The sequence below is a fragment of the Acetobacter fabarum genome (assembly GCF_029069195.1).
Taxonomy (GTDB): domain Bacteria; phylum Pseudomonadota; class Alphaproteobacteria; order Acetobacterales; family Acetobacteraceae; genus Acetobacter; species Acetobacter fabarum_A.
The window spans coordinates 66,144-91,271 of sequence record NZ_JARDYK010000010.1 but is presented as its reverse complement, the minus strand read 5'-3'; the positions used below and the strand labels follow the sequence as shown (position 1 = coordinate 91,271).

Genomic DNA, 25,128 nt, shown 5'->3' with positions numbered 1-25,128 from the left:
GACACTTCTGGCGGCACTCATCCTACGTGCAACGCGGAATTCTGGAGGGGCTACTGAATGTGTAGTCCCTTCATTTTGCGGTACAGGGTTGCCCGGCTAATACCCAGACTGCGGGCTGTCGCTGCCACATTGCCATGGCTGGCCGCCAATGCGGACCTTACAACGCTTTCTTCTGCCTTTTGCAGGCTTATTTCGGGGCCTGATTCCAGTTCGGTCAACAGGTTGGGATGGCTCTTGATCATGTCATCCGTCCATCCCATCATCAGGCGGGCAGCATGTGTTGCTCCGGTCACATCTCCATCGGCATTCAAGGCAACAAGCAGAGAAGAACATCCTTCGGCTGGTCCAAGGGTCAGAATTTTTTGGCCCGCATAGTGCTCACGAAAAAGATATTCTTCTATGCGACGGCCTGATTGCAGCAGGGTTTCCATCACCAATGCCGCGTATGGTCTTGTGCTGTTCCCACTGGATGCGGCCAGATTCAAAGCTCCCGCCACATGCCCCTGAGCACCAAAAACCGGTACGGCGTAGCTTGCAAGAAGTGAAAAACAGAACCGCCAGTGTTCGCCCTGCCCCAGAAATACAGGACATTTTTCCTCTACACATGTGCCAACACCATTCGTGCCTGCTGCTGATTCGTGCCAGATTGCTCCTTTACGCAAATGGAGCCTGCGACAGACAGCCAAATGGGTTTCATCCACGCAGCGGGCCAGAATGGTTGCATCCGGGTCGGCCAGAAGCACCATAAGACCCATGCCCTGCACCAGCTCGAACAGACGCCGCATTTCCCCCATGGCGGATTTGAGCAATTGGGATGAACGCCCACTGACCTGCCGGAATTCAGCTCCGGATAACACATCGGCTATCCAACCCTGCGATGGGTCCAGATTATAGGCGGAAGCGCACCGCTCCCATGACTGCTGGATAAAGGTATCGCTTGTTACTGGGGTTTTTTCGTATGCCGGATGTGGCAGAATCTCGTCTTCCGCTATTCCTGCCCTGCTCTGGTTACCACTCATGCCGTCTTTCACCAGTTAACCTGTACTATCCTTTGCGTTTGCGACAGGGATGTGAAACCTGAGCTGAACCGAGCAGGTATGATACTGCAGATTGCAACAAAATTTAAAGAAAATTTTACTGCAACGTGAAAGAATGAGAGGCTTTTTATGCACTTTTTTACCAAAGATAGACGAACTTCACATAGTATGCGTTGGTTTCGGGCACATTCCGGGCTTCGAGAGAGTGTGAATAGCGGCCAGTAACCGAAAAATGCCCCGAAATATTATACATCAGCCCCAAGCCCAAAGTTGTTTCCCTACTATTGGAATCATCAAGGTAACGCTTGGCTGAATTATCGTATGTTCCGCTTACATTCTGCCAGTCAAACGCAACAAAAGGTTCCAGTTTTTGCGTTGCTTTCCAGCTGAAACGTAAGTTGGTGTAAAACACTACGCCAGGTGAATAACTATGGGCATTTTTTACATGTTTTGTTGAGCCGACAACTGTACCTGCATCCCCGTCAAAACTGAAGTGTTTCCACTCATAGTCAAAAATAAAACTGGAAATATTGGACCAGTAATGGGGTGATATTGCATCACGGGTGCCTTCTGGCGTCTGCATAAATGTTTGTATGCCAAAGGTGCTATGTGCATTTGGCTTGAACCACGCAGCCGGTCCCACAATAGTCGGACCGAGCCCCCCATAATCCGTGCCATTGGCAAGAGAATAACTTTCGGACTGGATAAGCTCAAAGGCAAAACCCACATGGGGAATAGCTTCAAAACTGCGAAAATGCACATATTTGGTCATACCTGCCCATGTATGACTGCCACCATGGGTCTGCCGCTGGCCTCGGCTGTTATACGTGCTGCCCGCAGCGTTTCCATCCCCATACTGTACCAGCACGTTAAAGGGCTTGAAATCAACCGGCAGATCATATTCGTGCGGGCCAATAATGCCGAGCGTCACATCCGCAGCATGCGCGGGAGACGCATAAGCCAGAACCACACCGGGTATGACGAGGCGAAGCAAAGAGCGCAACCGCTCTGGCTTTTCTGTCAGACGCATCAGAAGGATTTCCGTATTCAAAAAGAAACGGGGCTCCAGAAAAAATCAGGAGCCCCGCATGGCAGGCGCGTTACTGGGCTTTGGTGCCCTGCGCGCCATCTATCGTGTAAGCGATGATGTAATCACCACTACGGGTGCCAAGGCCCCCATGGCCACCTGCGGCAATCACAACATACTGCTTGCCACCTGCCTCGTAAGACATCGGTGTTGCCTGACCGCCAGCGGGCAGACGGTCCCGCCAGATAACCTGACCTGTAGAAAGGTCAAAGCCACGCAGGTAATCGTCCGCTGTAGCGCCCATGAACACCACGCCGCCTTTGGTCACAATACTCCCGCCAATGTTATACATGCCAGTAGGCAGGGGCAGGTTGTTGTGGGTGCGGAAAGGTCCTGTATCGCGCGTGGTGCCAACCGGGTGCTGCCAGACGATCTTCTTGGTTACAAGGTCAATCGCGGTCAGCGTGCCCCAAACCGGTCCTTTGCAGGGGATCTGCAACGGATTCAGCCATGGGTTGGTGTAGGCGATGTACGGTGTGCCGTAATCTGGCGAAACAGACAGTGCGTCACCTTTGGCGGCAGGCTCCTCGCCTTTCCCATCCCATTTCGGCAGAGTGCCGGGGCCTTCCAGTGTCTGGCGTTTTTCCAGACGGATGCGGAACGGTAGATAGCTTGCATTGGCCAGCAGAAGTTTGCGCTGCGGATCAATGGTAATACCCTGCCAGTCCATAACGCCATAGAATGCGGGGTAGACAATGGTCGTCTGCCCCAGATGTGGCGGTGTAAACTGCCCGTCATAAGCAGACTTACGGTACTGGATGCGACAGATCATCTGGTCCAGCAAGGTTGCACCCCACATGTCAGACTCTTTCAGGTCCGGTGGCGTAAGGGAAGGCATGGCCGCTGGGTATGGCTGGGTGGGCGATACGTGATCATCCGGTACATGCCCAGCCGTGGGGACGGGTTTTTCTACAACCGGATAACCCGGAACAGGTTGGCCCGTACGGCGGTCAAGCACAAAAAATTCGCCGCGTTTGGTGCTCTGGACCAGAGCAGGAATATTTTCCCCATTCGGGCCGGGCAGGTCCACCATGGATGGGCCGGAAGGAATATCCATATCCCACAGATCGTGATGGACGGTCTGGTAAATCCAGCGGCGTTCACCTGTTTCAATATCCAGAGCAACCGTCGCGCTGGAAGAAGCGTCATCAAACGAACGGCGTGAGCCACCCCAGTTGTCTGGCGGAGCATTGCCGGTAGGAATGTAAACCAGTCCCAGATCAAGGTCAGCCGTGTAAACGCCCCAGGCATTCGGGGTGTCACGTGTCAGAACATCGTTCGGACCTGGCTTCCACGTTTCAGGGTTATGGCCAACGTCCCATGCCCATTCAATGGCGCCTGTGGTGGCGTTGAATGCGCGAATGGCACCAGAAGGTTCAAAATTGGCCTGATTATCAAAAATCCAGCCGCCGGTAATCAGACGGTTTTTGGCCACCATGGGGGGCGAGGTTACAAAGTGGAAACCGTGTGGCACGTGCCCAAGGTAGTCTCGCAGGGAAATAAAGCCATGGTCGCCGAAATCATCACACGGCTGGCCGGTTTCGGCATTGACTGCAACCATGCGCACGTCCGCCACAGGGGAGTAGATGCGGTTACGGCAGCTAGTCTGAATTTCGTCCGGAACATGGTAGTAAGACACACCACGGCAGGCCAGATACACGTTTTTATCAAGATCGGCCGTTGCTGGCTTGGGGTCAAACTTCCATTTGACCTTCCCGGTCAGGGCATCCACAGCCATGACCCAGCTATGAGGGGTGCACATGTAAAGCGTGTCACCCACTTTGATGGGGGTCAGTTCCAGATTGAACTCATGCCCCTGATCCGGCCCGGCAGCAGCGTCTTCACCCGTCTGCTGCACGTCACCCGTACGGGTCATCCATGCGCGTTTGAGATGGCTGATATTAGCCGGTGTAATCTGCCCGATAGGAGAGTAGCGGTCTCCTCCAACTGTGCGGCCATAAGCCGTCCAGTCCGCATCTGCCACACCATTGGATGCAAGATCAGCCTGCCCCTGTGCTGCCATGCGATCAGCCGGTACCGTACCGTTAATGGAGTAGGAAGAAAAGCAGCTCGCCACAACCACAAGAGTGGAAACAGCAATAGCCCCCAATACTTCACGCTTGTCGGTCAGCCAGTCTGCGCCGGTGCGCCAGACCCACGGCAGCAGGAGCCATGCTCCAAGACCGATGAGTGTGAACAGCCGTACTTCCAGCCCCCAGATATTGAAGCCAACTTCAATCAGCGACCAGACCGTTGCGGCCAGTAGCAGGGCGGCATACAGGCGGTTTGCCAGTCTGGGTTTTTTGAAACCACTGAAAGCTGCCGCCAGCATAACGCCGCCTGCCAGAATATAAAACCAGGACCCGCCAAGGAAGAGCAGTTCAGCCCCACCAAAAAACAGGAAAAGCCCGATCAGAGCCAGCAAGGCTGAGGTTATAATTGAAAATAACCCCTTATTACTCTCTCGCATGTTGTGTTTCTCTCTGAATGTGTTCAGTCAGCCCGAAACATGGAGGCAGGCTGCTACACTGCCCCTGTCCATAGCCAATTTCGTTTGATGAACAGGAAGCGCCCAGAAATTGCCACAGTTGATATGAGCGTAATCACAGATGTTTGTAGCAAAAAACCCAACCTGTTTCAGATATGAGACAGATGAGAGAAACCATCAGTATTTTGGGACAAAACCAACCGCATGGCTCCAGCGCATTGGCCCAGAGTGCCAACCCGGCAAAGGGAGCATGGACACATGCCGCCGACATACGTTGAAAAATCGAATGAGAATATGGTGCGCCGGGCAGGACTTGAACCCGCGACCAAGCCGTTATGAGCGGCCCGCTCTAACCAACTGAGCTACCAGCGCACGATATTGCAGGCGTTTCCCCGGATATCCAAGAGAACGACAACACATTAATTATATAGATCATCTTGTTAGCTGAAAAGACATGCTGACATATTTTTCAGACTTATTACGGAAAACGTTAGCTGAGTACGTGCGCCCGGTAACGACCGGGATTTTTCAGATCCAGAGTATGGGAAAGATCAATCAGTCCCTCTACGGCATCGGGCGCAGAACTGACAAAACCGTTCGTGCGATCTTCTGCGTAGCATGCATTCATCTACTTTCCTCCCGAAAAGAACATAAGAGGAATACGGCACGTAAAGTTAATCGAACAGGTGCACGGATTTTGCACGGATTGATGTGGTTTAATATGGGTCGATATGGTCCAATATGGACCGATATAAACCGATAGTGCGCTTATTATTTTGTGGATTGTTCTCTGTAACCCGCAGAAAACTAGGGCAAACCGTGGTGGGTGCGACAGGGATTGAACCTGTGACCCCCGCCGTGTGAAGGCGATGCTCTACCGCTGAGCTACGCACCCGGTTTGTGATGGGGTAAATACATCTATCACGAAGGGTTTGGCAAGAGGTGATTTGCCATTAAAGTCAAAAAAATCAAATATTTTGAGACCACTCTTCACTGCAGGAACGAATAAGGAGAAACCATGCTCTTCCAAGAGCAGGAAAAACGGAATTTTGTCACCAACCGGCGGTTGGGTAGTTCTCTGGCCATGATTGCCGGAGCCATCAATGTCGCCGGTTTTATGGATTTTGGATATTACTGCGCCAATATGACCGGTAATGCCTCTGCAATGGCCCTCAATCTACAGAATGGGAAGCTACAGGAAGGTTTTCGTGCCATGGAATTAGGCGGAAGCTTTGTTCTGGGGGCCATTGTCTGCACATTTCTGGTCAACCGGGGGCGCAGGCGGCACTGGTACGCAGCTTATGCGTTTAGTATTTTACTGGAGTCCGCTATGCTGGCCCTGCTGGGACTGGCCAATGTTTTTATGCTGTTTGGCCCACACAGCGTGATGTCTGCTTCCATGCTCTGTTTTCTCATGGGTTTGCAGAATGCAACTGTCACCCGCATCTCGGGTTCAGTTGTACGAACAACGCACATTACTGGCATGCTGACAGACCTGGGAATGGAAATTGCCGACTGGCTGGATGCCTGGTGGCACAGGGTTGGCCCAGAACACCGATACACTATTTGGCAGCAGCTATGGCTGCATTTGCAGATTATCTGCTGCTTTGTCGGAGGAGGTGTGATCGGGGCTTTTGTGTATCATGCTTGGCCCACGTATTTTTTGTTCGTTACTGCTGCTCTGCTGGTGTCATGCGTTTTGCCCGGTATGGTCGCAAATACCGTCACTGTTTTTGCAAAAAAACGGATATGATCATCCCTGCCATACCCGGCCCGTCTGGCGGCCACGCAGCAGACGTGGCCGGCCAAGTAGACAGAAATTGGGGTTTTAACCCAGCACTTCCGGGTTTAAGCGGTAACCGCCACCTTCCGTTACCAACAGGGATGCATGGGCAGGATCAGGCTCAATTTTCTGCCTCAGGCGGTAAATATGGGTTTCCAACGTATGCGTGGTTACTGCGGCATTATAACCCCAGACCTCATTCAGCAAAACCTGACGGGGTACCGGGCGTGTGCCTGCACGGTAAAGAAATTTCAGAATGGCGGTTTCTTTTTCCGTCAGCCTGATCCGGCGGTTTTTAACCGCTTCCAGCAACAGCTTGGCAGATGGGCGAAAAGTGTACGGACCGATTGAAAATACGGCATCTTCGCTATTTTCAAATAACCGCAATTGCGCGCGCAGCCGGGCCAGAAGTTCGGCAATACGGAAGGGCTTCGCCACGTAATCATTGGCCCCTGCATCCAGACCACGCACAATGTCGGCCTCATCATCCGACCCGGTCAGCATGATCACCGGCATGCGCAGCCCTTCCTTGCGAAGTTCCGCACAGAAGTCCCTGCCATCGCCGTCCGGTAATGTGACATCAAGCAGGATGGCATCACACCTGGCATCCGGACCTTTCATTTTTTCTCGTGCTTCTGCCAGCGTGGCAGCTTCCTGAACCAGAAACTCACCATCAACCTGTAGCTGTTCCGTCAAAGCGCGGCGGATAACCTGATCGTCGTCAACAACCAAAATGGGGCGTGCACCCGTCATGTGGTTCCATCTCCTTGTGTCAGCCTTCTACAAATGGCTGCCTGACCTATTCTTTTGCTATCGTGCCACGAATCTTCACGCAACGTAAGCAGCGACATGATACGTGATCCACATGGCAGGCCATGAACAGAGGCAGGATCTTGGGATGATAATACACGTGTGGCCCATGACTGACAGCCGTAGCTACGCAAAACTGCATTGCGGGCACATAATAATGGACGCAGTGATCGGCAAAAATGGCATTACTCCCCATAAACGTGAAGGGGATATGGCAACGCCAACTGGTCAGTTTACTCTCAGAAAAGTGTATTATCGTGCAGACCGGACCTCCCGGCCCCACTCTGTTTTGCCCGTGGAAGCACTAAAACCCGATGATGGCTGGTGCGACGACCCCACATCTGGGGTATATAACCAGCACATCAACCTCCCCAATACCGCCAGACATGAGGTGCTGTGGAGAAAGGACGATCTTTATAACCTTGTGGTTGTTGTAGGCTACAATGATTCTCCAGCCCTATCGGGCTACGGGTCAGCAATATTCATGCATCTGCAACGTCCGGACCGTACGCCAACAGAAGGCTGTATAGCTTTAACGGAGCAGGACCTGCGCACCGTTTTGGAATCCGGCGCCACGGCAATTGTCATTCACGGAGAAGAGGATTTTACCGGCTGAATGGCCTAAGCTGCCTCCACCGATTGGGGTGGAGGCATAAGCCCAATGGCCACCATCCCTACCCAGAAGGGAGGGGAGGCATCGTCTTCCAAAGAGACAACGGTAATGGCAGCCCCTTTCTGGATCATCAGAAAAATCAGGAAATCGCTGTTTTCCTTAAGAAGACGCTCTTTGTTCTCTTCCGTAATATTTTTGGCAACAAAGCGCCAGCCTTGTGTGACCAGAGTTTCCAGCAAGGTAAAATTCCATCCTGGCTGCCCAAGCACTTTTCCCCTCGCCTCACGGCTGAGGCCTCGATACTGGTCCAGACGAGCAATGCCGGGACTGACCTGATACACCCGCTGATGGCCGAAATGAGGAGCCAGATGCGCGCAGACCAGCCCATTGTAAATGGCGTCAGGCGTTGCTGTGATCAGGTAATCTGCCGGGCGTTCTTCCAGACTTTCAGCTCCTTCTTCCGACAGAACTTCTGCGCACAGTACCGGTACGCCCGCCTGTTGAGCAGGAGCGAGGTCTCTTTCGGAGCTGTCTACCAAAAGCACCGGTGTGCCGACTTCGTGCACAACCTGTGCCAGTTGTGTGGACCACTCACTTGCCCCCACAATGGCCAGCGCGGGCTGGTTGGAGAGGGTCAGATTCAGTTTACGTCCAAGCGGAATAAGCGAAAAACCATGTAAAATCATGGTCGAGGCAATAATAGCAAACACTGCGGGCATAACCAGCCCGGCACCAGGGTAGCCAGCATCTTGCAACCGGACACCGGCAATACCCGCTACTGCGGCAGCAACAATGCCACGCGGCGCAATCCAGCCAACAAAAAATCGTTCTGCCCAGCTCAGGCTGGTACCGATGGTTGCCAACCATATACCTAACGGGCGAACCAGAAACAGAACTGCCAGTGTTAACCCACCAATAGACCATGAAAGGCTGGTCAGTTCGTTGCGTTGCAAATCTGCCGCCAGAAGTACAAACAGTACGGAGACAATAAGAACAACCAGCGCTTCTTTCATCCGCTGGAGTTCACTCATCCCCGGAATGCGCAGGTTGGCAAGCCCCATGCCAAAAACCGTAGATGCGATCAGCCCCGCACCATCCATGCTCAAAGTCCCGACAACATAGAGCATGAGCGCCAATGTAATGAACAGCGGCAGCTTCATGACGTCGGGCAGCATATCCCGCACGCACAGCCATTTTATGCACCATGCCGTTCCTATGCCCAGCCCGATCATCAAGGCGGCACTGGCCAGCATATGTGGGACAATGGCCATGAACACTGTTCCCGATCCCTCGTCAGGGCGCATGAGCAGCACTTCAAGCACCAATGTTGCCAGAATGGCTCCTACCGGATCGTTTAGAATGGCTTCCCAGCGCAAAAATGCCGCAATACGGGGTTTAAGCTTGGCATGCCGCAACAGTGGCAGCACAACGGTAGGACCGGTTACGACCACAATCGAGCCAAACAGGAATGCAGGTCCCCACCCCATACCGCCAATAGAATGCGCAGCCAGACTGCCCAGTAAAAAATTAATGGGAAGGGCCACCAGTGTCAGGCGTAAAACCCCTTCCCCGGCCTCTTTCAACTGACGAAAATCAAGAGCCAGGCCGCCTTCGAAAACAATCAGGGCCACAGCAAGCGACACAAGGGGATGAAAAGCCGAGCCGATCATCTCCGATGGGTGCATGACCTGCAGAACAGGCCCGTAAAGCAACCCGAGCGAGAACAGCAACACAATAGCGGGCAGCCGGAAGCGCCATGCCGTCCATTGCGCGAGCATACTGCCACCCAACACAAAAAAGACGAAAATGATTAAACTATCGGTCATGCGGGTCTATCTCGGGGTCAGATGTGATCCATGCTCTTTTGTGCTTAAAGCATAAAGGCATGGACGTTATACACCAAACTGGCAAGACGGCCTGCAAAAGCAGCAGGAGAAGGGCCTTTTGTAAAAAACAGTCAGCCTTCCTGCCCCTGTCGTTCCAGCACAGCTGCAAAAAAACCATCCGTCTCATCCCGTGCGGGGGTCAGGCTGATCATGGACATCTCACGCAAGCGCTCGGGGAGCGCCGGGGAACCGGACGCGACAAGACGGAAGTCCGGATTGCGGGCCACAAACTGCTCAACCTGTCCGGCATTTTCAGCCATCAGGAGGGAACAGGTTGCATAAATCATGCGCCCGCCGGGTTTAACCAGTGCCGCCGCCCGGTCCATAATGGCCGCCTGCTTGACCAGCAGTTCATCAAGGTCAACCTGCGTGGTACGAAAGCGCGCATCCGGGTTACGGCGCCATGTGCCCGTGCCACTGCAAGGCGCATCCACCAGAACGCGGTCAAATGAGGCCGCGCGTCTTTTGGCCCATTTGTCCCCTTCGGTCAGCAGGTGACGCTCTACATTATGCACTCCTGCACGGCGCAGTCTTTTAACAGCGCCTTCCAGCCGTACGACAGAAACATCGCATGCGACAATATGGCCTTTGTTTTCCATCATCATGGCGAGGGCCAATGTTTTGCCGCCTGCGCCTGCACAGTAATCCAGTACCCGCATGCCGGGATCAACGCCCGCCATAGCAGCAACAAGCTGGCTGCCTTCGTCCTGAATTTCAACCAGACCATCACGGAAAGGTTTGCTGGCAGTGACAGGCTGGCGACCTTCCAGCCGCAGTCCCCAGGGGGAAAGCCTGGTTTCCTCCGCATGCAGCCCTTCCCGCGCCAGAGCGTGCATGGCCTCTGAGCGGGTTGTACGCAATATATTAATGCGCAGGTCAAGGGAGGCAGGCTCCGCCATGGCCTTTACTTCTGTCTCAAGGTCAGCCCCGAAGGTTTCTTCCAGTCTGGGGAGGAGCCAGTCCGGCACCTCAAGCCGAACGGCCCGTGGCATGTCAGCGCACTCAGGCTCCTTGCCGGTCAGGGCGTTCAGCACAGCCTGTTCGGCCTCGCTCAGCGGCCCGGCCGCAAAGCGGCCCCCACCATACATGGATGCCAGCTTTTCCATGGGGGTGCGGTCAAACACCAGTTGAGCACCCGCCAGCATACGGGGGCTGGCTACGCCCCCGTTCTGCTCAAGCCACCAGCCCAGCTTGCGCCAGTTGCGCATGATGTCCCACACCAGGCCGGAAATGGCACGCCGGTCGCCGCCGCCAATATAGCGTCTTTCTCTGAAAAAGCTGTTGGCAACGGCATCCGCTGGTTTGCGTGGTGCCGCCTCCATAGCCGCAAGCAGGTCAATGCTGGCGGCAAGTCTGGCTGTAGGTGTCATAAAGGCAGATCAGTCCTGACGATAGTTGGGGGCTTCACGCGTGATGGACACGTCATGCACATGGCTTTCGCGCAGGCCTGCCCCAGTAATACGGCGGAACTTGGCACGCACCTGCAAATCACTGATCTCGCGCGAGCCAGTATAGCCCATGCCAGCCTTCAACCCGCCAACCAGTTGATGAATAACGGCTGACATGCTGCCCTTATAGGGCACGCGGCCTTCAATTCCTTCTGGCACAAGCTTGAGCGTGTCCTTGACTTCCTGCTGGAAGTACCGGTCTGCCGAACCGCGCGCCATAGCGCCAAGGCTGCCCATACCCCGGTAGGATTTGTAGGAACGTCCCTGATACAGGAAAACTTCACCCGGCGCTTCTTCCGTGCCTGCCAGCAGGGAGCCGATCATGACCACATCGGCTCCGGCACCGATGGCCTTTACAATGTCACCCGATGTGCGGATACCACCATCTGCAATGCAGGGAACGTCCATTTCCTTACAGGCCAGAGACGTTTCCAAAATAGCAGAAAACTGCGGCACACCCACTCCGGCTACGATGCGTGTGGTGCAGATGGAGCCCGGACCAATGCCAATTTTAACGCAATCTGCCCCGGCGGTAACCAGTGCGCGTGCCGCCTCTGGTGTTGCGACGTTACCGGCAATAACCTGAATATCATCATCAAGTGCTTTCAGGCGCTCGACTGCCGCCAGCACACCGGCGGAATGGCCGTGCGCGGTATCCACCACCAGAACATCTACCCCGGCATCAATCAGGAGTTTGGCGCGGCTAAAACCATCCTCCCCCACTCCGGTTGCTGCGGCGCAACGCAGGCGCCCCATGCTATCCTTTATTGCCAGAGGATGGGCTACCGCTTTATCCATATCCTTGACGGTAATAATTCCAACGCAACGGTCAGCATCGTCCACCACCAGCAGCTTTTCAATCCGGTGCTTGTGCAAAAGCTGGCGGGCCGTATCCGGGTCAATGCCATTTTTAACCGTAACCAGACGGTCTTTGGTCATGAGTTCGGAAACACGCTGGGTGGGATCAACTGCAAAGCGGGCATCGCGGTTGGTAAGAATACCAACCAGCTTCTGGGTGCCGGGCTGCACAACCGGCAAACCACTAATCCCATGCCGCTGCATGATTTCGCGCACGTCTGCCAGTGTCTGGTCCGGGCCAACCGTCACCGGATTGACCACCATGCCCGATTCAAACCTTTTGACCCGGCGCACATGCTCGGCCTGCTCTTCGGGCTTGAGGTTTTTATGAATAACGCCAAGGCCACCCTGCTGCGCCATGGCAATGGCCATACGCTCTTCCGTTACCGTATCCATGGCGGAAGAGATAAGAGGAATGTTAAGCTCGATGGAGCGCGTCAGATGCGTACGCACCATGGTCTGACCTGGCACAACATCGGAAGCAGCCGGGACGACAAGAACATCGTCAAACGCCAGAGCTTCAGTAACACGGCTGTATGGAGAAGAAGTCATGCAGCGGGCACCCTTGCTGAATTACAACGTGGCGGGCTAACCCTGTAGCAAAAATCATTGCCGCAGGTCACCCGACCCTTGGCGCTTCCTCTTATGACCTTGGCTGGGTGAACGCAAGCGCTCAAAGCCATTATTCATCATGTTTTTTAAAAAATCGTCTTTCACGCTGTAGCTAAGGCAGCACAACTGGCAGGCGCAAACCTGCCAGAGCAACCTGACATATGAACAGGATCAGGAAAAATTATTTGCAGGTTGCGGTATTGCGAAGCATGCGGGGTTTCTGACGCAGAAACGCAACCTGCGGAGTGCAGGTCCGTACCCCGCCTTCCTCAACCAGAGCATCCCGTTCCCATGCGCTCAGCAGCGTAATACGCCAGCGTTCGCGAACGGCTTCACGCCAACGATCCGAGGTTTTCGCCTGCGTTGTCTGCACAACCTGATGAATATGCATATTCGCTTCCCCCTCTGCTGTAACGGAACACTACACGCAAAAAAATCAGTTTGAGCATGACTGTTTTGTGAAAGAGCAAAGAATGCATGCTTTTGTCAGTAACGCTCTGGCAAGCTGCGTGCGGGTTAAGGAGTAATCACAATAACAATACCCTGACAGACCGTTTTTTACAAAGCCATTGAGCGGATGCAACCTGCAAGCAACAGCACCGGACGATGGGTAATGATGGATATCCAGCCCATTTCCAATTTGAACGGGAGCGCAAAGCACGGCATACTTTAGGCATGACCCAACGGATGCCTTTTTTACTCTCTTGCATGGTGGCTTTTGGCCTGATTGCCCGCACCTTGCTCCCCGCATGGGCCACAAATGGGCAACTGGATGCACATAGGGGAGGTACGCTGCGTATTCTTGCCCAAAGTGATGCAGGCACACTCGACCCGCAGATATCTTACCTTGCCCTGACCAAAGTGCTTGAAACACCAGTGTATGACACACTGCTGACCTACCCCAAACTGTCTGGGCCTAGTGCCCACCCGGTCATTGCCAATCTGGTCGAGGCAGTGCCACTCCCCGAAGATAATGGACGCACCTATCGCCTGACCTTGCGGGACGGATTATATTTTTCTAACGGCAAACCCGTTACAGTAAAAGATGTGGCGGCATCTTTCCGTCGTCTTTTCAAGGTGGGAAGCCCCACTGCAGGACCATATTACGGAACTATTATTGGTGCCCGGGCCTGTCTGGAAAACCCCGCGACATGCACACTGGACGGCGGCGTGGAAACAGATAGCCGAACACGGCAGATAGTTTTCCATTTAAATGCACCAGACCCGGAGTTTCTGGACCGACTGGCATGGATGCATGCCGCTGTTTTGCCAGCGGACACCCCTGCGCATGACATGGGCAACACCCCCATACCCGGAACTGGCCCCTACCGTATTGCGGAGTATGACCCGATCACTCTGTTGCGTTTGGAGCGTAATCCTTTTTTTCGTGAATGGTCACATCAGGCACAGCCTGCTGCCTATCCGGATGAGGTTCTGGTGTCCTTCGGTCTGGACGGAGAGGCCGCCGTTACCGCCGTGGAAAATGGTCAGGCTGACTGGATGTACGAAAATGTTCCGCTAGACCGCTTAGGGGAAGTCGGGAGTCGTTACGCCAGTCAGGTATATCTTTATGCCCCGCTCCTGTCATACTTTGCCATGCTCAATGTGCATGAGCCACCATTTACGTCTCTCAAGGTTCGGCAGGCTCTGAATTACGCAGTCAACAGGCATGCCATGATTATTTACCGGGGTGGCCCGGCGGTAGCCTCTCCTTTATGTCAGATACTGCCGGATGGCACTCCGGGTTATGAACCCTTCTGTTTTTATACTCAGGGCGCCTCACCGACACGCCCGGCAAAAAACTGGGTCAAGCCGGATATGGATGTAGCCCGTCAACTCGTGCGGGAAAGTGGCATGGCCGGGCAGAAAGTGACCATTATCGCGCCTTCCGAACAACACGGCAGCACAACGGCAGACGATATACGCAATACACTGGATATGCTCGGCTTCAAGGCCACAGTCCGTAACATAAGCCCTGCCATAGCGTTTGCTTACATCCAGAATACACAGAACCATTTTCAGATTGCTCTGGCTGGCTGGAATGCTGACTACCCTTCCGCCTCCAGTTTTTTGCAAACCCTGTTTTCCTGCGAAACCTTTCACCCCAATTCGGACAACTCTCCGAATTATTCAGGATTTTGTGACCCAGGTATTGACCAAAAAATGCAAGAGGCCGCCATGCTCGCCCTAACAAACAGGGTGGCAAGCAATCACGTCTGGTCCGAAGTTGACCGGGAGATCATGGCGCAGGCACCTTTTGTACCACTCTCGCAGACCCGGAGGGTACTTCTGCTTTCCCGCCGTGCCCAAAACGTAATTATTACTTTGAACGATGAAATTCTTTTTTCACAAATCCATTTACAATAAATCAGATGACTGATCAGCCCTCTGCTGTACATGACGGACAATATCATGAATAAAGCGCAGTTTTGCACGCACACCTGCTGTGAGCACAAAGGGATAAAAATCGGCCAGTCCCATGGACCTGTTCAAACTGTTGACTGCATATGTCAACGGTAGCCATGCCTCTATGATGTCATCAAACGGCATGTGCAGGTAAGGGTCATTCTTGTGGGTTAGAACAGATTTGCCGTCGACCATAGGCCCAATAGTCATGTCGTAGGATAATGCCGTTTCCAGTGTGGAAACTATATGAAAATAATGCGCCCATGTTTCAGCAAAATCTTCCCATGGGTGCGACATCGCATAGTGACTGACGTAGTGCTCCCGCCAGTTATTTGGTGGCGGGTGTGCGTAATGTTTTTGCAATGCGCTCTGGTAATCTGCCCGGTCATCACCAAATACGGCCCGGCACTGTTCAAGACGTCCCCCATCACGGATAAGGACATTCCAGTAGTAATGGCCAATTTCGTGGCGGAAATGTCCCAAAAGAGTACGGTAGTACTCTCCCATTTCCACTCGCATATGCTCCCTGTAAGCATCATCAGCTTCTTTGGCGGCTATGGTAATGACGCCACTGCTGTGACCCGTCATGATCGGTGGCCACCCTTGGGGAGGATCATCTAAAAAATCGAACGCCAGCCCTTCCCGTGGATCTTGCTGGCGGTTTTTGACCGGGAGCTTCAACCTGAGGATAGTATAAAACAGGCGGTGTTTGGCGATTTCCAGCTTACGCCAGCGTTCCATATTGCCGGGAATTTTCAGGTTGGGAATAACCCGGTTAAACTGGCAGGCAAAGCAGAACGAATTGTTACCCTGTAAAGCAGGTGTCAGCCAGTTGCACACATCATATGCATGATTGACGCAAAAAGTGCGTGTTCCGCCCCCTTCATCCAGCCCGAGTGGGTGATAAAACCCTTCCCCTACAGGAATAAGAGCCGCAAGGCTGGTCATTTCGGGCATATAGCCCAAAGGAACATGACACTGGTTGCAACGGATATTTTCAAAAAAAATCAATTGCCCACAGGACTGGCAGGTAAAACGCTTCATCCTGCACTCTCCCTTTACATCGAGCGACCCAAAAATGCTTTGCTGCGCCCGTCGTCAGGTAAACAAGCGCTCCACCTTCATGCAGACATTGAAAGTTGCCTCACACCGGTCCAGCAACCCCGAAACAGGGGCTGTGTCTTCCGGTCTGGCAGCAACAGCCAGAGGAATATGACCCTGTCCGGCGAGGAGGCCGGATGTGGTATCAAACCCCAACCAGCCACGTTGGGGAATAAAAATCTGTGCCCATGCATGCAATTCCCCGCTCAGAACTTCCGCTCCGTCTGCCATACCTGCACTTTGAATAAGATAGCCCGAGACAAACCGGGCCGCATGCCCCAGATGCCGGGCTATATTGACCAAAAGCCATGCACTGTCACGACAGGAACCTACCCTGCGGCGAAGAGTTTCCTCCGGAGACCATACGCCAGGCTCCAGCCTGCGCTGATAGTCCAGCGTTCTGGCAATGCAGCGGTTCATGGCCATCATGTCTCCCAGCGTGTCCCCCCCTATTCCAGCAGGATAAAGAGAAAGAAATTTCCTGACTTCCTCCCCACACTCAGACGGTGCCGAATGTTCCTCCAACGGCATGTCGCTCCGATCATCTGGAGAGAGGGTTTGCAGGAGCGGATCGTAAGCAGTCATATCTGCGACCAGCGACACCTCAATGTCAAAATGCGTCAACCGGTCCCAAAAACCAACACAGGCTACGTCATTTCCACACGAATCACGCTCCCATTTCAGGTTGAAACCTTCTGGGCGAATATGCATGCCGTATGATTCGATAGGCGTGCGGCAGGTTTCCATCGGGCGTAGCCGTATCGTCTGAGTCCCCATGGTCACTGGGCGGTCGTAACGGTAGCAGGTCCGGTGCAAAAGCGTTACCTGTGAACTCATCAGAAATACGGCCCTGCTTGTGTTGCTGCCCAACGCCGTGGACTGCTGATATCTGTTTGGTATCAGAACAATAATTCAGTGCAAAATCATACCACTCCGCACAACCCATGCAAGGGATCCATGCGGGTTTGTGCAAACAAAATGTGAGTGCGTATTTTGTGCTTGGCAAATGCCGGAAATCCTGCTCCGTTAGTGCGTATTCGAAACGTTTTGGCGGGCAGGACCAGTTTTGCAGTCCAGCATGCCAAAAGGGAGGCTTTTATGACAAACGCCCTACACCTTGCCCCTCCCCTAACACGCGGACTTCTGGACAATTACGCCATTCCTGATTTTTTTTGCGAATTAATGAACCGCAAAGCCCCTGCTCCGCCTATCATAGATTGCGTAAAAAAACGTCTGTCCGCATTGCAGATACAGGAACTCCAGAACAGAACAGCCTCGGCTGAAGCACAGCTCTACAGAATGGGAATTACCTTTACCGTTTACACGGACCGGGAAGCCATTGACCGTATTTTACCCTTTGATGCCATTCCACGAATTATTACCGCAGAAGAATGGCTGCGTATTGAACGCGGAGTGCAACAGCGTATTCAGGCCATCAACCTGTTTTTAAACGATATTTACCATGAGCAGCATATTCTGAAGGATGGCGTGGTGCCAGCCGGACTCGTGCTGCAAAACGTCAATTACTGTCAGGCGATGGTTGGTTTGCCAGTACCCGGTGGGGTTTATGTCCATATCAATGGAACGGACCTTATCCGCGATCAGCAGGGCCGCTTTCTGGTTCTGGAAGATAATGCACGCACGCCCTCTGGCGTATCCTACGTTATAGAAAATCGCCACATGATGCTCAGACTCATGCCGGATCTGGCATCTGGCCTGCCCATACGCTCGGTGGAGGAATACGGCTCACGCCTGCATAATGCCTTGTGTGAGGTCGCCCCCGAAGGTGTCGATGACCCTCAGGTTGTTCTGCTCTCCCCCGGCATTTATAACTCTGCTTACTTCGAGCATGTGTTCTTGTCGCGCGAAATGGGTGTTCCGCTGGTTGAAGGCCGAGACCTGTTTGTAGAAGACCATAAGGTTTTCATGCGTACCGTTACGGGGCCGAGGCCTGTTCACTCCATTTATCGTCGCCTTAATGATGAATTCCTCGACCCGCTTGTATTTAATCCCGATAGTCTTCTGGGTGTGCCCGGTCTGGTGGAAGCTTACAGGCGCGGCAATGTAACACTGGCTAATGCGCTGGGCACAGGGGTTGCAGATGACAAGGCCGTCTATGCCTATATGCCGCGCATTATCCGTTATTATCTGGATGAAGACCCCATTCTGGACAGTGTGGAAACGCATATATGTGCAGAACCGGAAGGGCTGGCGTACACTTTGGCTAATCTTGACAGGCTTGTTGTCAAACCCGTTGGTGAATCTGGCGGGTACGGGTTGCTGATCGGTCCACAGGCTACGCAGGCGGAACTGGACGATTTCAGCCAGAAATTACGTCATAACCCGGCGAATTACATAAGCCAGCCTACAATTGGCCTGTCTGTTACCCCCACACTTTGCGGGGATACGGTGGAAGCCCGCCATGTTGACCTGAGACCGTTTGCAATTACAGGCCGTTCTGTCTGGGTGTTACCCGGAGGATTATCCCGTGTTGCCCTGCGCAAAGGCTCACTGGTTGTCAACTCATCCCAAGGCGGCGGTTCAAAAGATACATGGGTCATGGCATCATGATAATTGTTTCCCCCACACCTCTTCTGTCGCGCTATGCGGAGTGCATGATGTGGCTTGCACGCTACATGGAGCGTATGGAAAATCTCTCCCGCCTTCTGGAAGTTACGGAGACCTTTGTCCGTAATGCCGAGGGACAAACGGCCTGGGATTCCATTCTGGCCATTAATTCGGACGAAGCTCTGTTCCAGCAGATATACAACACCACACGACATACGGAAATCGTGCCATTTTATGTGACAGAAACCCGTAATCCTTCCTCACTGGTCTCACTTGCGCAGGAAGTGCGCGAAAATGCACGCGCAGTCCGGCCTCTTGTCTCTATTGAGTTATGGACACAGCTTAATGTGTTTTCCCGGAACCTGCTTAATCTCAAAAACGGAGATATGGCGGACCATAATCTGGCCGAACTCTGCACCCGCGTAAGGCAGGACTGCCAAACCCATTTTGGAATTGCTGAAGGCACATTATACCGTGATCCGGCATGGCTGTTCTACCGGCTTGGCAAAGCTCTGGAGCGGAGCGACCAGATTACCCGTCTGATTGACATCCGCTACCATATGCTGCTTCCTCGGTCCGAAGCACCGGGGTCTGATATTGACCTGACGCAATGGACATCTGTATTACGCTCGGCTGCCGCGTACCATGCCTTCCGGCGTCTGCGACCCGTAACCCTGACACCTGCCAATATTGTTGGATTCCTGCTTAAAAATGATGGTTTCCCACGCTCTTTGAGCACGAACCTACGCCAGATGGATGAAACACTCACGCTTTTGGCAAGTCATGACAATCTGCGTCAGCTCTGCTCACCTCTGCTGGAATGTGTGGCCGAACTGCGGGCCAGCCTGCAAGACCAGACAGCAGAGGAAATGATTATCCGTGGTTTGCATGACTATATGAACTGGGTCCAGACACAGCTGCGGGATTTACAAAACGCCATAGCCGTAACATTCTGGCCTGTAATTACATCACAGGAAGCTACGTCAATAAAAATGGCTGAACAAGAGCAGAATTAAGTGTAAATTCATAAGCATAGTCTTCAACACTCTCCTGCTGGAGTGAAAAGCATATGGGATATTTAGAGTGATCAGGAAGCCAGCATTTTTCAACGCCGTATCAGGCTTTTTGCTCACGCTCTCTGTTGTAACTGGTGTGTGTCTAGGCTCTGGAACGGCACATGCCGCCTTATCTCAGGGAACGAGTGCACCAGATTTTACACTCCAGGGTGCTCTGGCAGGTAAGCCTTTTACATTTTCACTCAGATCGGCCCTCGCACAGGGGCCGGTTGTCATCTATTTTTTTCCCGCAGCTTTTACTACAGGCTGCACGCAGGAAGCGCATGATTTTGCCGAGGCCGCAGAACAGTTCCATGCCGTCGGGGCCATACTTGTTGGCATAACTGCGGGAAATACGGATAGGGTTGCTGAGTTTTCGAAAGTGGAATGCCGGGATAAATTTGCGGTTCTGGCAGACCCGGGAGCCTTAACCGCTATTCTGTACCACTCCGTCAGCACGGCTCACCAGACTTTACTCTCACAACGCACATCTTACGTTATTGCGCCAGATGGAAATATTTTACTGAGCTTTACTAGCAACAACCCAGAACAGCACGTTACGGAGACCCTTGATGCCTTGAAAAAATGGCACGAAGACAAGAGACAAAAATAAACTACGCAGCTTACACTACGCCAGAATTTAAAATTTATTTTCTCTTTCCTGCATAGCTCATGATAACATCAGGTATGAGCCACAAATATCATATCATGGGCCGCAGAGCCTTTGGTTTTTCCATCATGGGGTTAGGGCTTACCTCTCATTTTGGAAAAGCTTTCGGGGAGAATGCTCCTCCTCCCGCCCCTATTCCTAAAGCCGCGTTACCAAAAGCCAGCCCGGAAAAAGCGGCAAAAAAAACTGGGCCACGGATTTTATGTTATGTTGGCGGCTATACACGATCAGGGCCAGCCGAGAGTAACGCAACTGGTATAACCTTGTTTGAAATGAACCCGGAGAGCGGGATATTAACTCAACTGGGCCACGTCATCCCTGCGGATAATCCATCTTTTCTGGCGTTCTCTCCCAGCCAGAAAAACTTGTACACCGTTAATGAAGTCAGTGATTTTGAGGGCGGACACACAGGGTCGGTCACGGCTTTTCAGGTAGATCGTCACACTGGAGTGCTCACCAAGTTAAATGTTATGAGTAGCGGTGGGGCAGATCCTGCGCATTTAAGTGTACACCCATCAGGTCAATATCTGTTTATTGCCAATTATACTGGCGGCAGTGCCGCTGTTATGCGCATTCAACCCGATGGCAGTCTGGGATTATTAACCGATCTTGTACACAATAGCGGACCTAAAATGCCAGAACGGGCTGCGGATAACCCTCCAGGCAATTATGCAGTCAGTGATCACTCCGGTTCTCATGTGCATATGATTCAGGCCGATGTGAACGGCAAGTTTGTTCTGGCCTGTGATGCTGGACTGGACAGGGTTTATGTGTGGCTGTTTGATGTGGAAAGCGGCACTTTAAAACCAGCCGAAAAACCATGGTTGAGCATGGAGCCGGGCTCTGCGCCTCGCCATTTCTGCTTTAGCCACGACGGGAAAATTATTTATATTCTGGGAGAGCAGGATTCCCGTGTGGTTGTGGCTGATTATGATACCAGAACAGGGAGCATGCAGGTCAAACAAACAGCTTCGACTGTAACTGCTCAGTTTAGGGGGAGTACGCTTGCCGCCGAAATTATTTTACATCCGACGGGAAAATTTCTCTACGTTACCAATAGGCTAGGTAACGCCATTGCCTGCTTTAGAGTGCATGATGATGGTTCAATCACCCTGTTTGATGAAGTCTGGGTACATGCTGATTACGGGCGAGCTTTAAGTTTTGACCCGTCTGGAAAATTTGTGTTCGTTGCCAATCAACGAAGTGATTGTATTACATCCCTGCGTGTCAATACAGAAACAGGTGCTCTCGATTTTACCTGGCACTTTGTACCTATTGGAACACCGACATCTTTTGCATTTACTGTTATTGATTCCGTTTGACTACAATAAAGACGCGTTGCATTTTAAAATGCAACGCGTCTCATATCTTTATTTATAAAGACTATCAAAAACGCCACCGTCAGAGAAATGTTCTTTCTGCAACTTGGTCCAGCCACCAAGGCTTTGTACATCAAAGGTGTCTACTTTAGGGAAAAGTCCTTTGCTTTCTTCCAGAATTGCAGGGTCAACAGGACGGAAATAGTGTTTGACACCGATTTTCTGACCTTCAGGTGTAAACAGAAAATCCAGATACGCTTTGGCTACGGCTTCGGTCCCATGTGCCTTGACGTTTTTATCAACAAGGGATGCTGGAGGTTCGGCTAGGATCGTCTGTGACGGCACAACAATTTCAAACTGATCAGGCCCAATATCACGCGTAGCCAGAAGTGCTTCATCTTCCCACGCAAGCAGGACATCGCCCAGATTACGCTGCACAAAACTGTTTGTGGCTCCACGTGCGCCCGTATCAAGCACCGGCACATGTTTGAACAGGTTTTTCAGGTAAGCTTTAGCTGTGTCCGGCGTGCCACCTTTTTGATGCAGAGCCCAACCCCATGCTGCCAGATAGTTCCAGCGCGCACCGCCAGATGTTTTGGGGTTGGGGGTAACAACCTGTACGCCATCACGAATCAGGTCCGGCCAGTCATGAATATTTTTGGGATTCCCTTTACGAACCAGAAATACAATCGTGCTGGTATACGGGGTCGCATTATGGGGCAGCCTGCTTTGCCAGTCAGCAGCAATCAAGCCGTGCTGAGCCAGGAGATCAATGTCATAAGCCAGGCCGAGCGTCACCACATCTGCCGGAGCCCCTTCCAGCACTGAGCGCGCCTGAGCCCCGGAACCGCCATGCGCCGATTTGACATTCACCGTGTCTTCGGGATGGCTTTTGTGCCACTGTACAGAAAATGCTTTATTCACATCGGCATAAAGCTCACGTGTTGGATCGTAGGAAACATTCAGCAGGTGATATGATTCCGCGTAGCTTGCCGTTGCCTGCAAGCCAGCTAGAAAAGAAACGCTCAATACCGCCGTTACCCTGAGAACGGCACGACGAACGTTAAAAAAGTTTTTCTGCTTCATAAACCTGTTCCTTCATCATCATATCAGATCAAAATGCTGCCTGCACACGGCCAACAACAGCGTTGCCACTGCGGCCCGAGAAATTGGCATCCGTTGATTTTGCGCCATTGTAGCGGGAAACACTAAAGTGTGTGTAATCCAGCATGACCTTGATGTGCTGATTGGGGTACCAGTTCAGCCCACCGTGCCATACAGTCTGTTGATTGCCTGTTTCTCCATTGGTATTAATAACAGTGCCTGCCATTTTAGTTGTACCTGACGTCCGCAGGTCAGTTACACTCCACCGCCCGCTGATTTCCAGTGCTCCCCAATGCCCTTTTGCCGGGTCAAAATCATATTCAACTCCGGGGGCCGTGAACGCAGCAATTTTTTCGTTATAGCCACGTCCATGTCCAAACAGCGTATAGTTTGCCGCAACGTACCAGCCGTCAAAACCAATAGATGGCGGGTTTATACTGGCGGCTAGGTTATCGTGCTGTACACCAATATGATAATATTCGCCCTTGAGCAGAAATTTTTTGTAACGAAAACCAAACTGTGGTCCAGCCGCCCACATCTGGGAAATATTTGTTAGCGCAGCAGATGTGAGCAACTGAGTTTCACCCAAAGAAACCTCAACATTATCCTTGAAGGCTGTAGTTCTTCCATTGCCTGACTGATTAACTTTAAATGCAACTGTTGCCCCAATTCCGATATGCACATCAATATTTTTGGAAACATAAGGGCGACCAGCCGCACGGAAGACAGCACCGGTCTGGCTGTCTGTTATGGTTTTGTCAGATGTACGATCACCAAACTTCTGCCCTGTAAAATATCCGGAAACAAGCCAACGTTTTTCGTAATGCTCTCCACCAATGCTAAAGCGCGCCACACCGCCAGCAATATTACGAACCAGATCAACAATGGTCGGGCGCTCCAGAAATTCGAATGCTCCCGAACGCTCTGCATTTTCTTCTTCTATACGGGGCTGAAAATACCCAATGGTCAGCGTTGTGTTGTGCAGACCGGTATAATTCAGGTTGGCTTCAAATAGCCCGACAGTGCCATCGCTGTTATTGCTACCAAAGTCTGGCGTGACATTAACTACCCAATCTTTGTACCGCCAGGACATATAAATACGCATACGCCGCGCATTTTCTGTAAATTTATTGAAATTACCAGCACTTTCCTTTCCCCTCTGACCAACCCCCATAAAGCCCCCAAAATCTTCCTGCGCCAGAAGACCTATAGAAAATGCATAAGCCTTATCATCCGACGCAATGGTTGGCCTACCTTTGGGAAAACCGATTTTAATGCCGCCAATATCAACGCTTTCATCCTTGGCAGATGCCGCCTTGAATGAACTCCATGATTGCGCTGGTCCTCCTGGCAGAGCAATACGGCTATCACCGGGGCTACGCGGGCCACGCTCGACCGGAGCCGGGTCTTCCCGGAACCGGGGCTGTGCATCATCTGGACCTGCTGCCGTTAACGTGCGGGAGGTATGCTCTATTTTGCGATTATGTAAATTAGCGACATGCTCATACTTGTCCACCCGTGTTTGAAGGCGATGTATTTCTCTAATCATTTCCTGGTGCATTGCAGCAATCTCACGCCGTAATGCTGCATTTTCTGCATCCGAGGTTGCTGCCATCGTTACATATGGAAATAAAAGACCTGAAATTGTTGTTGATAACAGAATATTTGCCCGAATAGACACAGCCATAAGCCCTCCAATTTAAAATTCTCATTTGAACATGATGTTAGGCATAATATAAAAGGTTGATACTATTATGTTTTTATTTCAAAACATAACAAACACAACACATTCACATTTTTCAGGTTAAGTTCCTGCATAACCAATATGAGTTGCGGGAATATTCAAGATATTCACTAACATCATACCAATTTTTGCAGCTATCCTGCCGGATTGGTTAAGCCATGCCTATGTTATGCTGTAAAAAAAGAGTTTTGAATTTGCGAAGAACAGATATCTGCAAATCCTGCCCGTTCGGGTAGCGCTTGTTATGCAAACTCTGTACACTTTCATGTACTGCATAAAAGCGGCGGGGCTGGTTGCCTTCCTCAATAATAATGGCACCGACAAAGGTACCATTGATTTCAATAATACGTGATTCAAACATGATTTTTCCCTTCCAGGTAAAAACTGACCCGGAAGGCAATAAAACCTACAGGTCAGGCGTTGGATATTTTAACGTCGCAACATCGGCCACGCCGACACATTCGACCTCTCGGGTTTTGCACCTTGTAAGCACTCCTCTATATGCTGCGTAATCAGCATATGATTTTATTTCTACCCAT

The 25,128-nt window shown here is 52.0% G+C and carries 21 protein-coding genes and 2 tRNA genes; 7 read left to right on the top strand and 16 right to left on the bottom strand.

Features of this window, described 5'->3' with window-relative positions; translation table 11 throughout:
* Positions 1-50 precede the first annotated feature (50 nt).
* The 6 genes from PY793_RS11490 to PY793_RS11465 form a co-directional block, all read right to left on the bottom strand.
* The gene (locus PY793_RS11490) at positions 51-1,019 is read right to left on the bottom strand and encodes a helix-turn-helix domain-containing protein (RefSeq protein WP_275178152.1); all 969 of its coding nucleotides are present in this window, start codon (positions 1,017-1,019) and stop codon (positions 51-53) included.
* Between the two features lie 157 nt (positions 1,020-1,176).
* On the bottom strand, positions 1,177-2,067 hold the full coding sequence (locus tag PY793_RS11485; protein WP_275178151.1) for a transporter: 891 nt from the start codon (positions 2,065-2,067) through the stop codon (positions 1,177-1,179).
* A 70-nt stretch (positions 2,068-2,137) separates the two neighbouring features.
* Positions 2,138-4,594: a membrane-bound PQQ-dependent dehydrogenase, glucose/quinate/shikimate family gene (locus PY793_RS11480; RefSeq protein ID WP_275178150.1), complete on the bottom strand. Its 2,457-nt coding sequence runs from the start codon at positions 4,592-4,594 to the stop codon at positions 2,138-2,140.
* A 313-nt stretch (positions 4,595-4,907) separates the two neighbouring features.
* Positions 4,908-4,984: transfer RNA gene (locus tag PY793_RS11475), tRNA-Ile, on the bottom strand.
* 118 nt (positions 4,985-5,102) lie between these two features.
* Positions 5,103-5,240 carry a hypothetical protein gene (locus tag PY793_RS11470; RefSeq protein ID WP_275178149.1) on the bottom strand — a complete coding sequence of 46 codons (138 nt, stop codon included), beginning with the start codon at positions 5,238-5,240 and terminating at the stop codon, positions 5,103-5,105.
* A 192-nt stretch (positions 5,241-5,432) separates the two neighbouring features.
* Positions 5,433-5,507, bottom strand: a tRNA-Val gene (locus tag PY793_RS11465).
* A 123-nt stretch (positions 5,508-5,630) separates the two neighbouring features.
* Here PY793_RS11465 and PY793_RS11460 point away from each other — a divergent pair.
* Complete coding sequence (locus PY793_RS11460; RefSeq protein WP_275178148.1) at positions 5,631-6,365, top strand: YoaK family protein; 735 nt, start codon at positions 5,631-5,633, stop codon at positions 6,363-6,365.
* A gap of 75 nt (positions 6,366-6,440) precedes the next feature.
* Here PY793_RS11460 and PY793_RS11455 read toward each other — a convergent pair whose 3' ends face one another.
* Positions 6,441-7,148, bottom strand: a complete 708-nt coding sequence (locus PY793_RS11455) for a response regulator transcription factor (RefSeq protein ID WP_275178147.1) — start codon at positions 7,146-7,148, stop codon at positions 6,441-6,443.
* A 145-nt stretch (positions 7,149-7,293) separates the two neighbouring features.
* On the opposite strand from PY793_RS11455, the gene PY793_RS11450 reads away from it, so the two are divergent.
* A complete protein-coding gene (locus PY793_RS11450; RefSeq protein WP_275178146.1) occupies positions 7,294-7,821 on the top strand; it encodes a L,D-transpeptidase family protein in 528 nt (175 codons plus the stop codon).
* A 5-nt stretch (positions 7,822-7,826) separates the two neighbouring features.
* Here the strand turns inward: PY793_RS11450 and PY793_RS11445 are convergent, their stop codons facing one another.
* The 4 genes from PY793_RS11445 to PY793_RS11430 form a co-directional block, all read right to left on the bottom strand.
* A complete protein-coding gene (locus PY793_RS11445) occupies positions 7,827-9,644 on the bottom strand; it encodes a cation:proton antiporter (RefSeq protein ID WP_275178145.1) in 1,818 nt (605 codons plus the stop codon).
* A 131-nt stretch (positions 9,645-9,775) separates the two neighbouring features.
* Positions 9,776-11,074, bottom strand: coding sequence for an RsmB/NOP family class I SAM-dependent RNA methyltransferase (locus PY793_RS11440; protein ID WP_275178144.1), 1,299 nt, complete (start codon positions 11,072-11,074; stop codon positions 9,776-9,778).
* A gap of 9 nt (positions 11,075-11,083) precedes the next feature.
* Positions 11,084-12,562 (bottom strand): IMP dehydrogenase, encoded by a 1,479-nt coding sequence (gene guaB, locus PY793_RS11435; protein WP_275178143.1) that lies wholly within the window; start codon positions 12,560-12,562, stop codon positions 11,084-11,086.
* 241 nt (positions 12,563-12,803) lie between these two features.
* Positions 12,804-13,013: a hypothetical protein gene (locus PY793_RS11430; RefSeq protein ID WP_275178142.1), complete on the bottom strand. Its 210-nt coding sequence runs from the start codon at positions 13,011-13,013 to the stop codon at positions 12,804-12,806.
* Positions 13,014-13,297: 284 nt separating this feature from the next.
* Between PY793_RS11430 and PY793_RS11425 the strand changes: the two genes are divergently transcribed.
* Positions 13,298-14,989, top strand: coding sequence for an ABC transporter substrate-binding protein (locus PY793_RS11425; RefSeq protein WP_275178141.1), 1,692 nt, complete (start codon positions 13,298-13,300; stop codon positions 14,987-14,989).
* On the opposite strand, the gene PY793_RS11420 is transcribed toward PY793_RS11425, so the two are convergent.
* Both PY793_RS11420 and PY793_RS11415 read right to left on the bottom strand, forming a co-directional pair.
* Positions 14,981-16,072 (bottom strand): zinc-binding metallopeptidase family protein, encoded by a 1,092-nt coding sequence (locus PY793_RS11420; RefSeq protein WP_275178140.1) that lies wholly within the window; start codon positions 16,070-16,072, stop codon positions 14,981-14,983. The genes PY793_RS11425 and PY793_RS11420 overlap by 9 nt on opposite strands.
* Positions 16,073-16,126: 54 nt before the next feature.
* Positions 16,127-16,966 carry a transglutaminase family protein gene (locus PY793_RS11415; protein WP_275178139.1) on the bottom strand — a complete coding sequence of 280 codons (840 nt, stop codon included), beginning with the start codon at positions 16,964-16,966 and terminating at the stop codon, positions 16,127-16,129.
* A gap of 261 nt (positions 16,967-17,227) precedes the next feature.
* Between PY793_RS11415 and PY793_RS11410 the strand changes: the two genes are divergently transcribed.
* From PY793_RS11410 to PY793_RS11395, 4 genes are all read left to right on the top strand, one after another.
* On the top strand, positions 17,228-18,700 hold the full coding sequence (locus PY793_RS11410; RefSeq protein WP_275178138.1) for a circularly permuted type 2 ATP-grasp protein: 1,473 nt from the start codon (positions 17,228-17,230) through the stop codon (positions 18,698-18,700).
* Positions 18,682-19,713 (top strand): alpha-E domain-containing protein, encoded by a 1,032-nt coding sequence (locus PY793_RS11405; RefSeq protein WP_275178137.1) that lies wholly within the window; start codon positions 18,682-18,684, stop codon positions 19,711-19,713. The genes PY793_RS11410 and PY793_RS11405 overlap by 19 nt, the downstream gene beginning before the upstream one ends.
* Before the next feature lie 67 nt (positions 19,714-19,780).
* A complete protein-coding gene (locus PY793_RS11400) occupies positions 19,781-20,365 on the top strand; it encodes a peroxiredoxin (RefSeq protein ID WP_275178136.1) in 585 nt (194 codons plus the stop codon).
* Between the two features lie 74 nt (positions 20,366-20,439).
* Positions 20,440-21,744 carry a lactonase family protein gene (locus tag PY793_RS11395; RefSeq protein WP_275178135.1) on the top strand — a complete coding sequence of 435 codons (1,305 nt, stop codon included), beginning with the start codon at positions 20,440-20,442 and terminating at the stop codon, positions 21,742-21,744.
* A 48-nt stretch (positions 21,745-21,792) separates the two neighbouring features.
* On the opposite strand, the gene PY793_RS11390 is transcribed toward PY793_RS11395, so the two are convergent.
* The 3 genes from PY793_RS11390 to PY793_RS11380 form a co-directional block, all read right to left on the bottom strand.
* Positions 21,793-22,827, bottom strand: coding sequence for a sulfate ABC transporter substrate-binding protein (locus tag PY793_RS11390; RefSeq protein WP_275178134.1), 1,035 nt, complete (start codon positions 22,825-22,827; stop codon positions 21,793-21,795).
* 28 nt (positions 22,828-22,855) lie between these two features.
* The gene (locus PY793_RS11385) at positions 22,856-24,532 is read right to left on the bottom strand and encodes an OprO/OprP family phosphate-selective porin (RefSeq protein ID WP_275178133.1); all 1,677 of its coding nucleotides are present in this window, start codon (positions 24,530-24,532) and stop codon (positions 22,856-22,858) included.
* Positions 24,533-24,740: 208 nt separating this feature from the next.
* Positions 24,741-24,950 carry a hypothetical protein gene (locus PY793_RS11380; RefSeq protein WP_275178132.1) on the bottom strand — a complete coding sequence of 70 codons (210 nt, stop codon included), beginning with the start codon at positions 24,948-24,950 and terminating at the stop codon, positions 24,741-24,743.
* Positions 24,951-25,128: the final 178 nt, after the last annotated feature.

Coding starts and splice junctions, on each gene's coding strand:
- PY793_RS11380 (WP_275178132.1), bottom strand. CDS start 24,950: ATGTTTGAATCACGTATTATTGAAATCAATGGTACCTTTGTCGGTGCC.
- PY793_RS11480 (WP_275178150.1), bottom strand. CDS start 4,594: ATGCGAGAGAGTAATAAGGGGTTATTTTCAATTATAACCTCAGCCTTG.
- PY793_RS11485 (WP_275178151.1), bottom strand. CDS start 2,067: ATGCGTCTGACAGAAAAGCCAGAGCGGTTGCGCTCTTTGCTTCGCCTC.
- PY793_RS11450 (WP_275178146.1), top strand. CDS start 7,294: ATGATAATACACGTGTGGCCCATGACTGACAGCCGTAGCTACGCAAAA.
- PY793_RS11470 (WP_275178149.1), bottom strand. CDS start 5,240: ATGAATGCATGCTACGCAGAAGATCGCACGAACGGTTTTGTCAGTTCT.
- PY793_RS11415 (WP_275178139.1), bottom strand. CDS start 16,966: ATGAGTTCACAGGTAACGCTTTTGCACCGGACCTGCTACCGTTACGAC.
- PY793_RS11410 (WP_275178138.1), top strand. CDS start 17,228: ATGACAAACGCCCTACACCTTGCCCCTCCCCTAACACGCGGACTTCTG.
- PY793_RS11405 (WP_275178137.1), top strand. CDS start 18,682: ATGGGTCATGGCATCATGATAATTGTTTCCCCCACACCTCTTCTGTCG.
- guaB (WP_275178143.1), bottom strand. CDS start 12,562: ATGACTTCTTCTCCATACAGCCGTGTTACTGAAGCTCTGGCGTTTGAC.
- PY793_RS11445 (WP_275178145.1), bottom strand. CDS start 9,644: ATGACCGATAGTTTAATCATTTTCGTCTTTTTTGTGTTGGGTGGCAGT.
- PY793_RS11490 (WP_275178152.1), bottom strand. CDS start 1,019: ATGAGTGGTAACCAGAGCAGGGCAGGAATAGCGGAAGACGAGATTCTG.
- PY793_RS11425 (WP_275178141.1), top strand. CDS start 13,298: ATGACCCAACGGATGCCTTTTTTACTCTCTTGCATGGTGGCTTTTGGC.
- PY793_RS11390 (WP_275178134.1), bottom strand. CDS start 22,827: ATGAAGCAGAAAAACTTTTTTAACGTTCGTCGTGCCGTTCTCAGGGTA.
- PY793_RS11420 (WP_275178140.1), bottom strand. CDS start 16,072: ATGAAGCGTTTTACCTGCCAGTCCTGTGGGCAATTGATTTTTTTTGAA.
- PY793_RS11430 (WP_275178142.1), bottom strand. CDS start 13,013: ATGCATATTCATCAGGTTGTGCAGACAACGCAGGCGAAAACCTCGGAT.
- PY793_RS11455 (WP_275178147.1), bottom strand. CDS start 7,148: ATGACGGGTGCACGCCCCATTTTGGTTGTTGACGACGATCAGGTTATC.
- PY793_RS11440 (WP_275178144.1), bottom strand. CDS start 11,074: ATGACACCTACAGCCAGACTTGCCGCCAGCATTGACCTGCTTGCGGCT.
- PY793_RS11395 (WP_275178135.1), top strand. CDS start 20,440: ATGAGCCACAAATATCATATCATGGGCCGCAGAGCCTTTGGTTTTTCC.
- PY793_RS11385 (WP_275178133.1), bottom strand. CDS start 24,532: ATGGCTGTGTCTATTCGGGCAAATATTCTGTTATCAACAACAATTTCA.
- PY793_RS11460 (WP_275178148.1), top strand. CDS start 5,631: ATGCTCTTCCAAGAGCAGGAAAAACGGAATTTTGTCACCAACCGGCGG.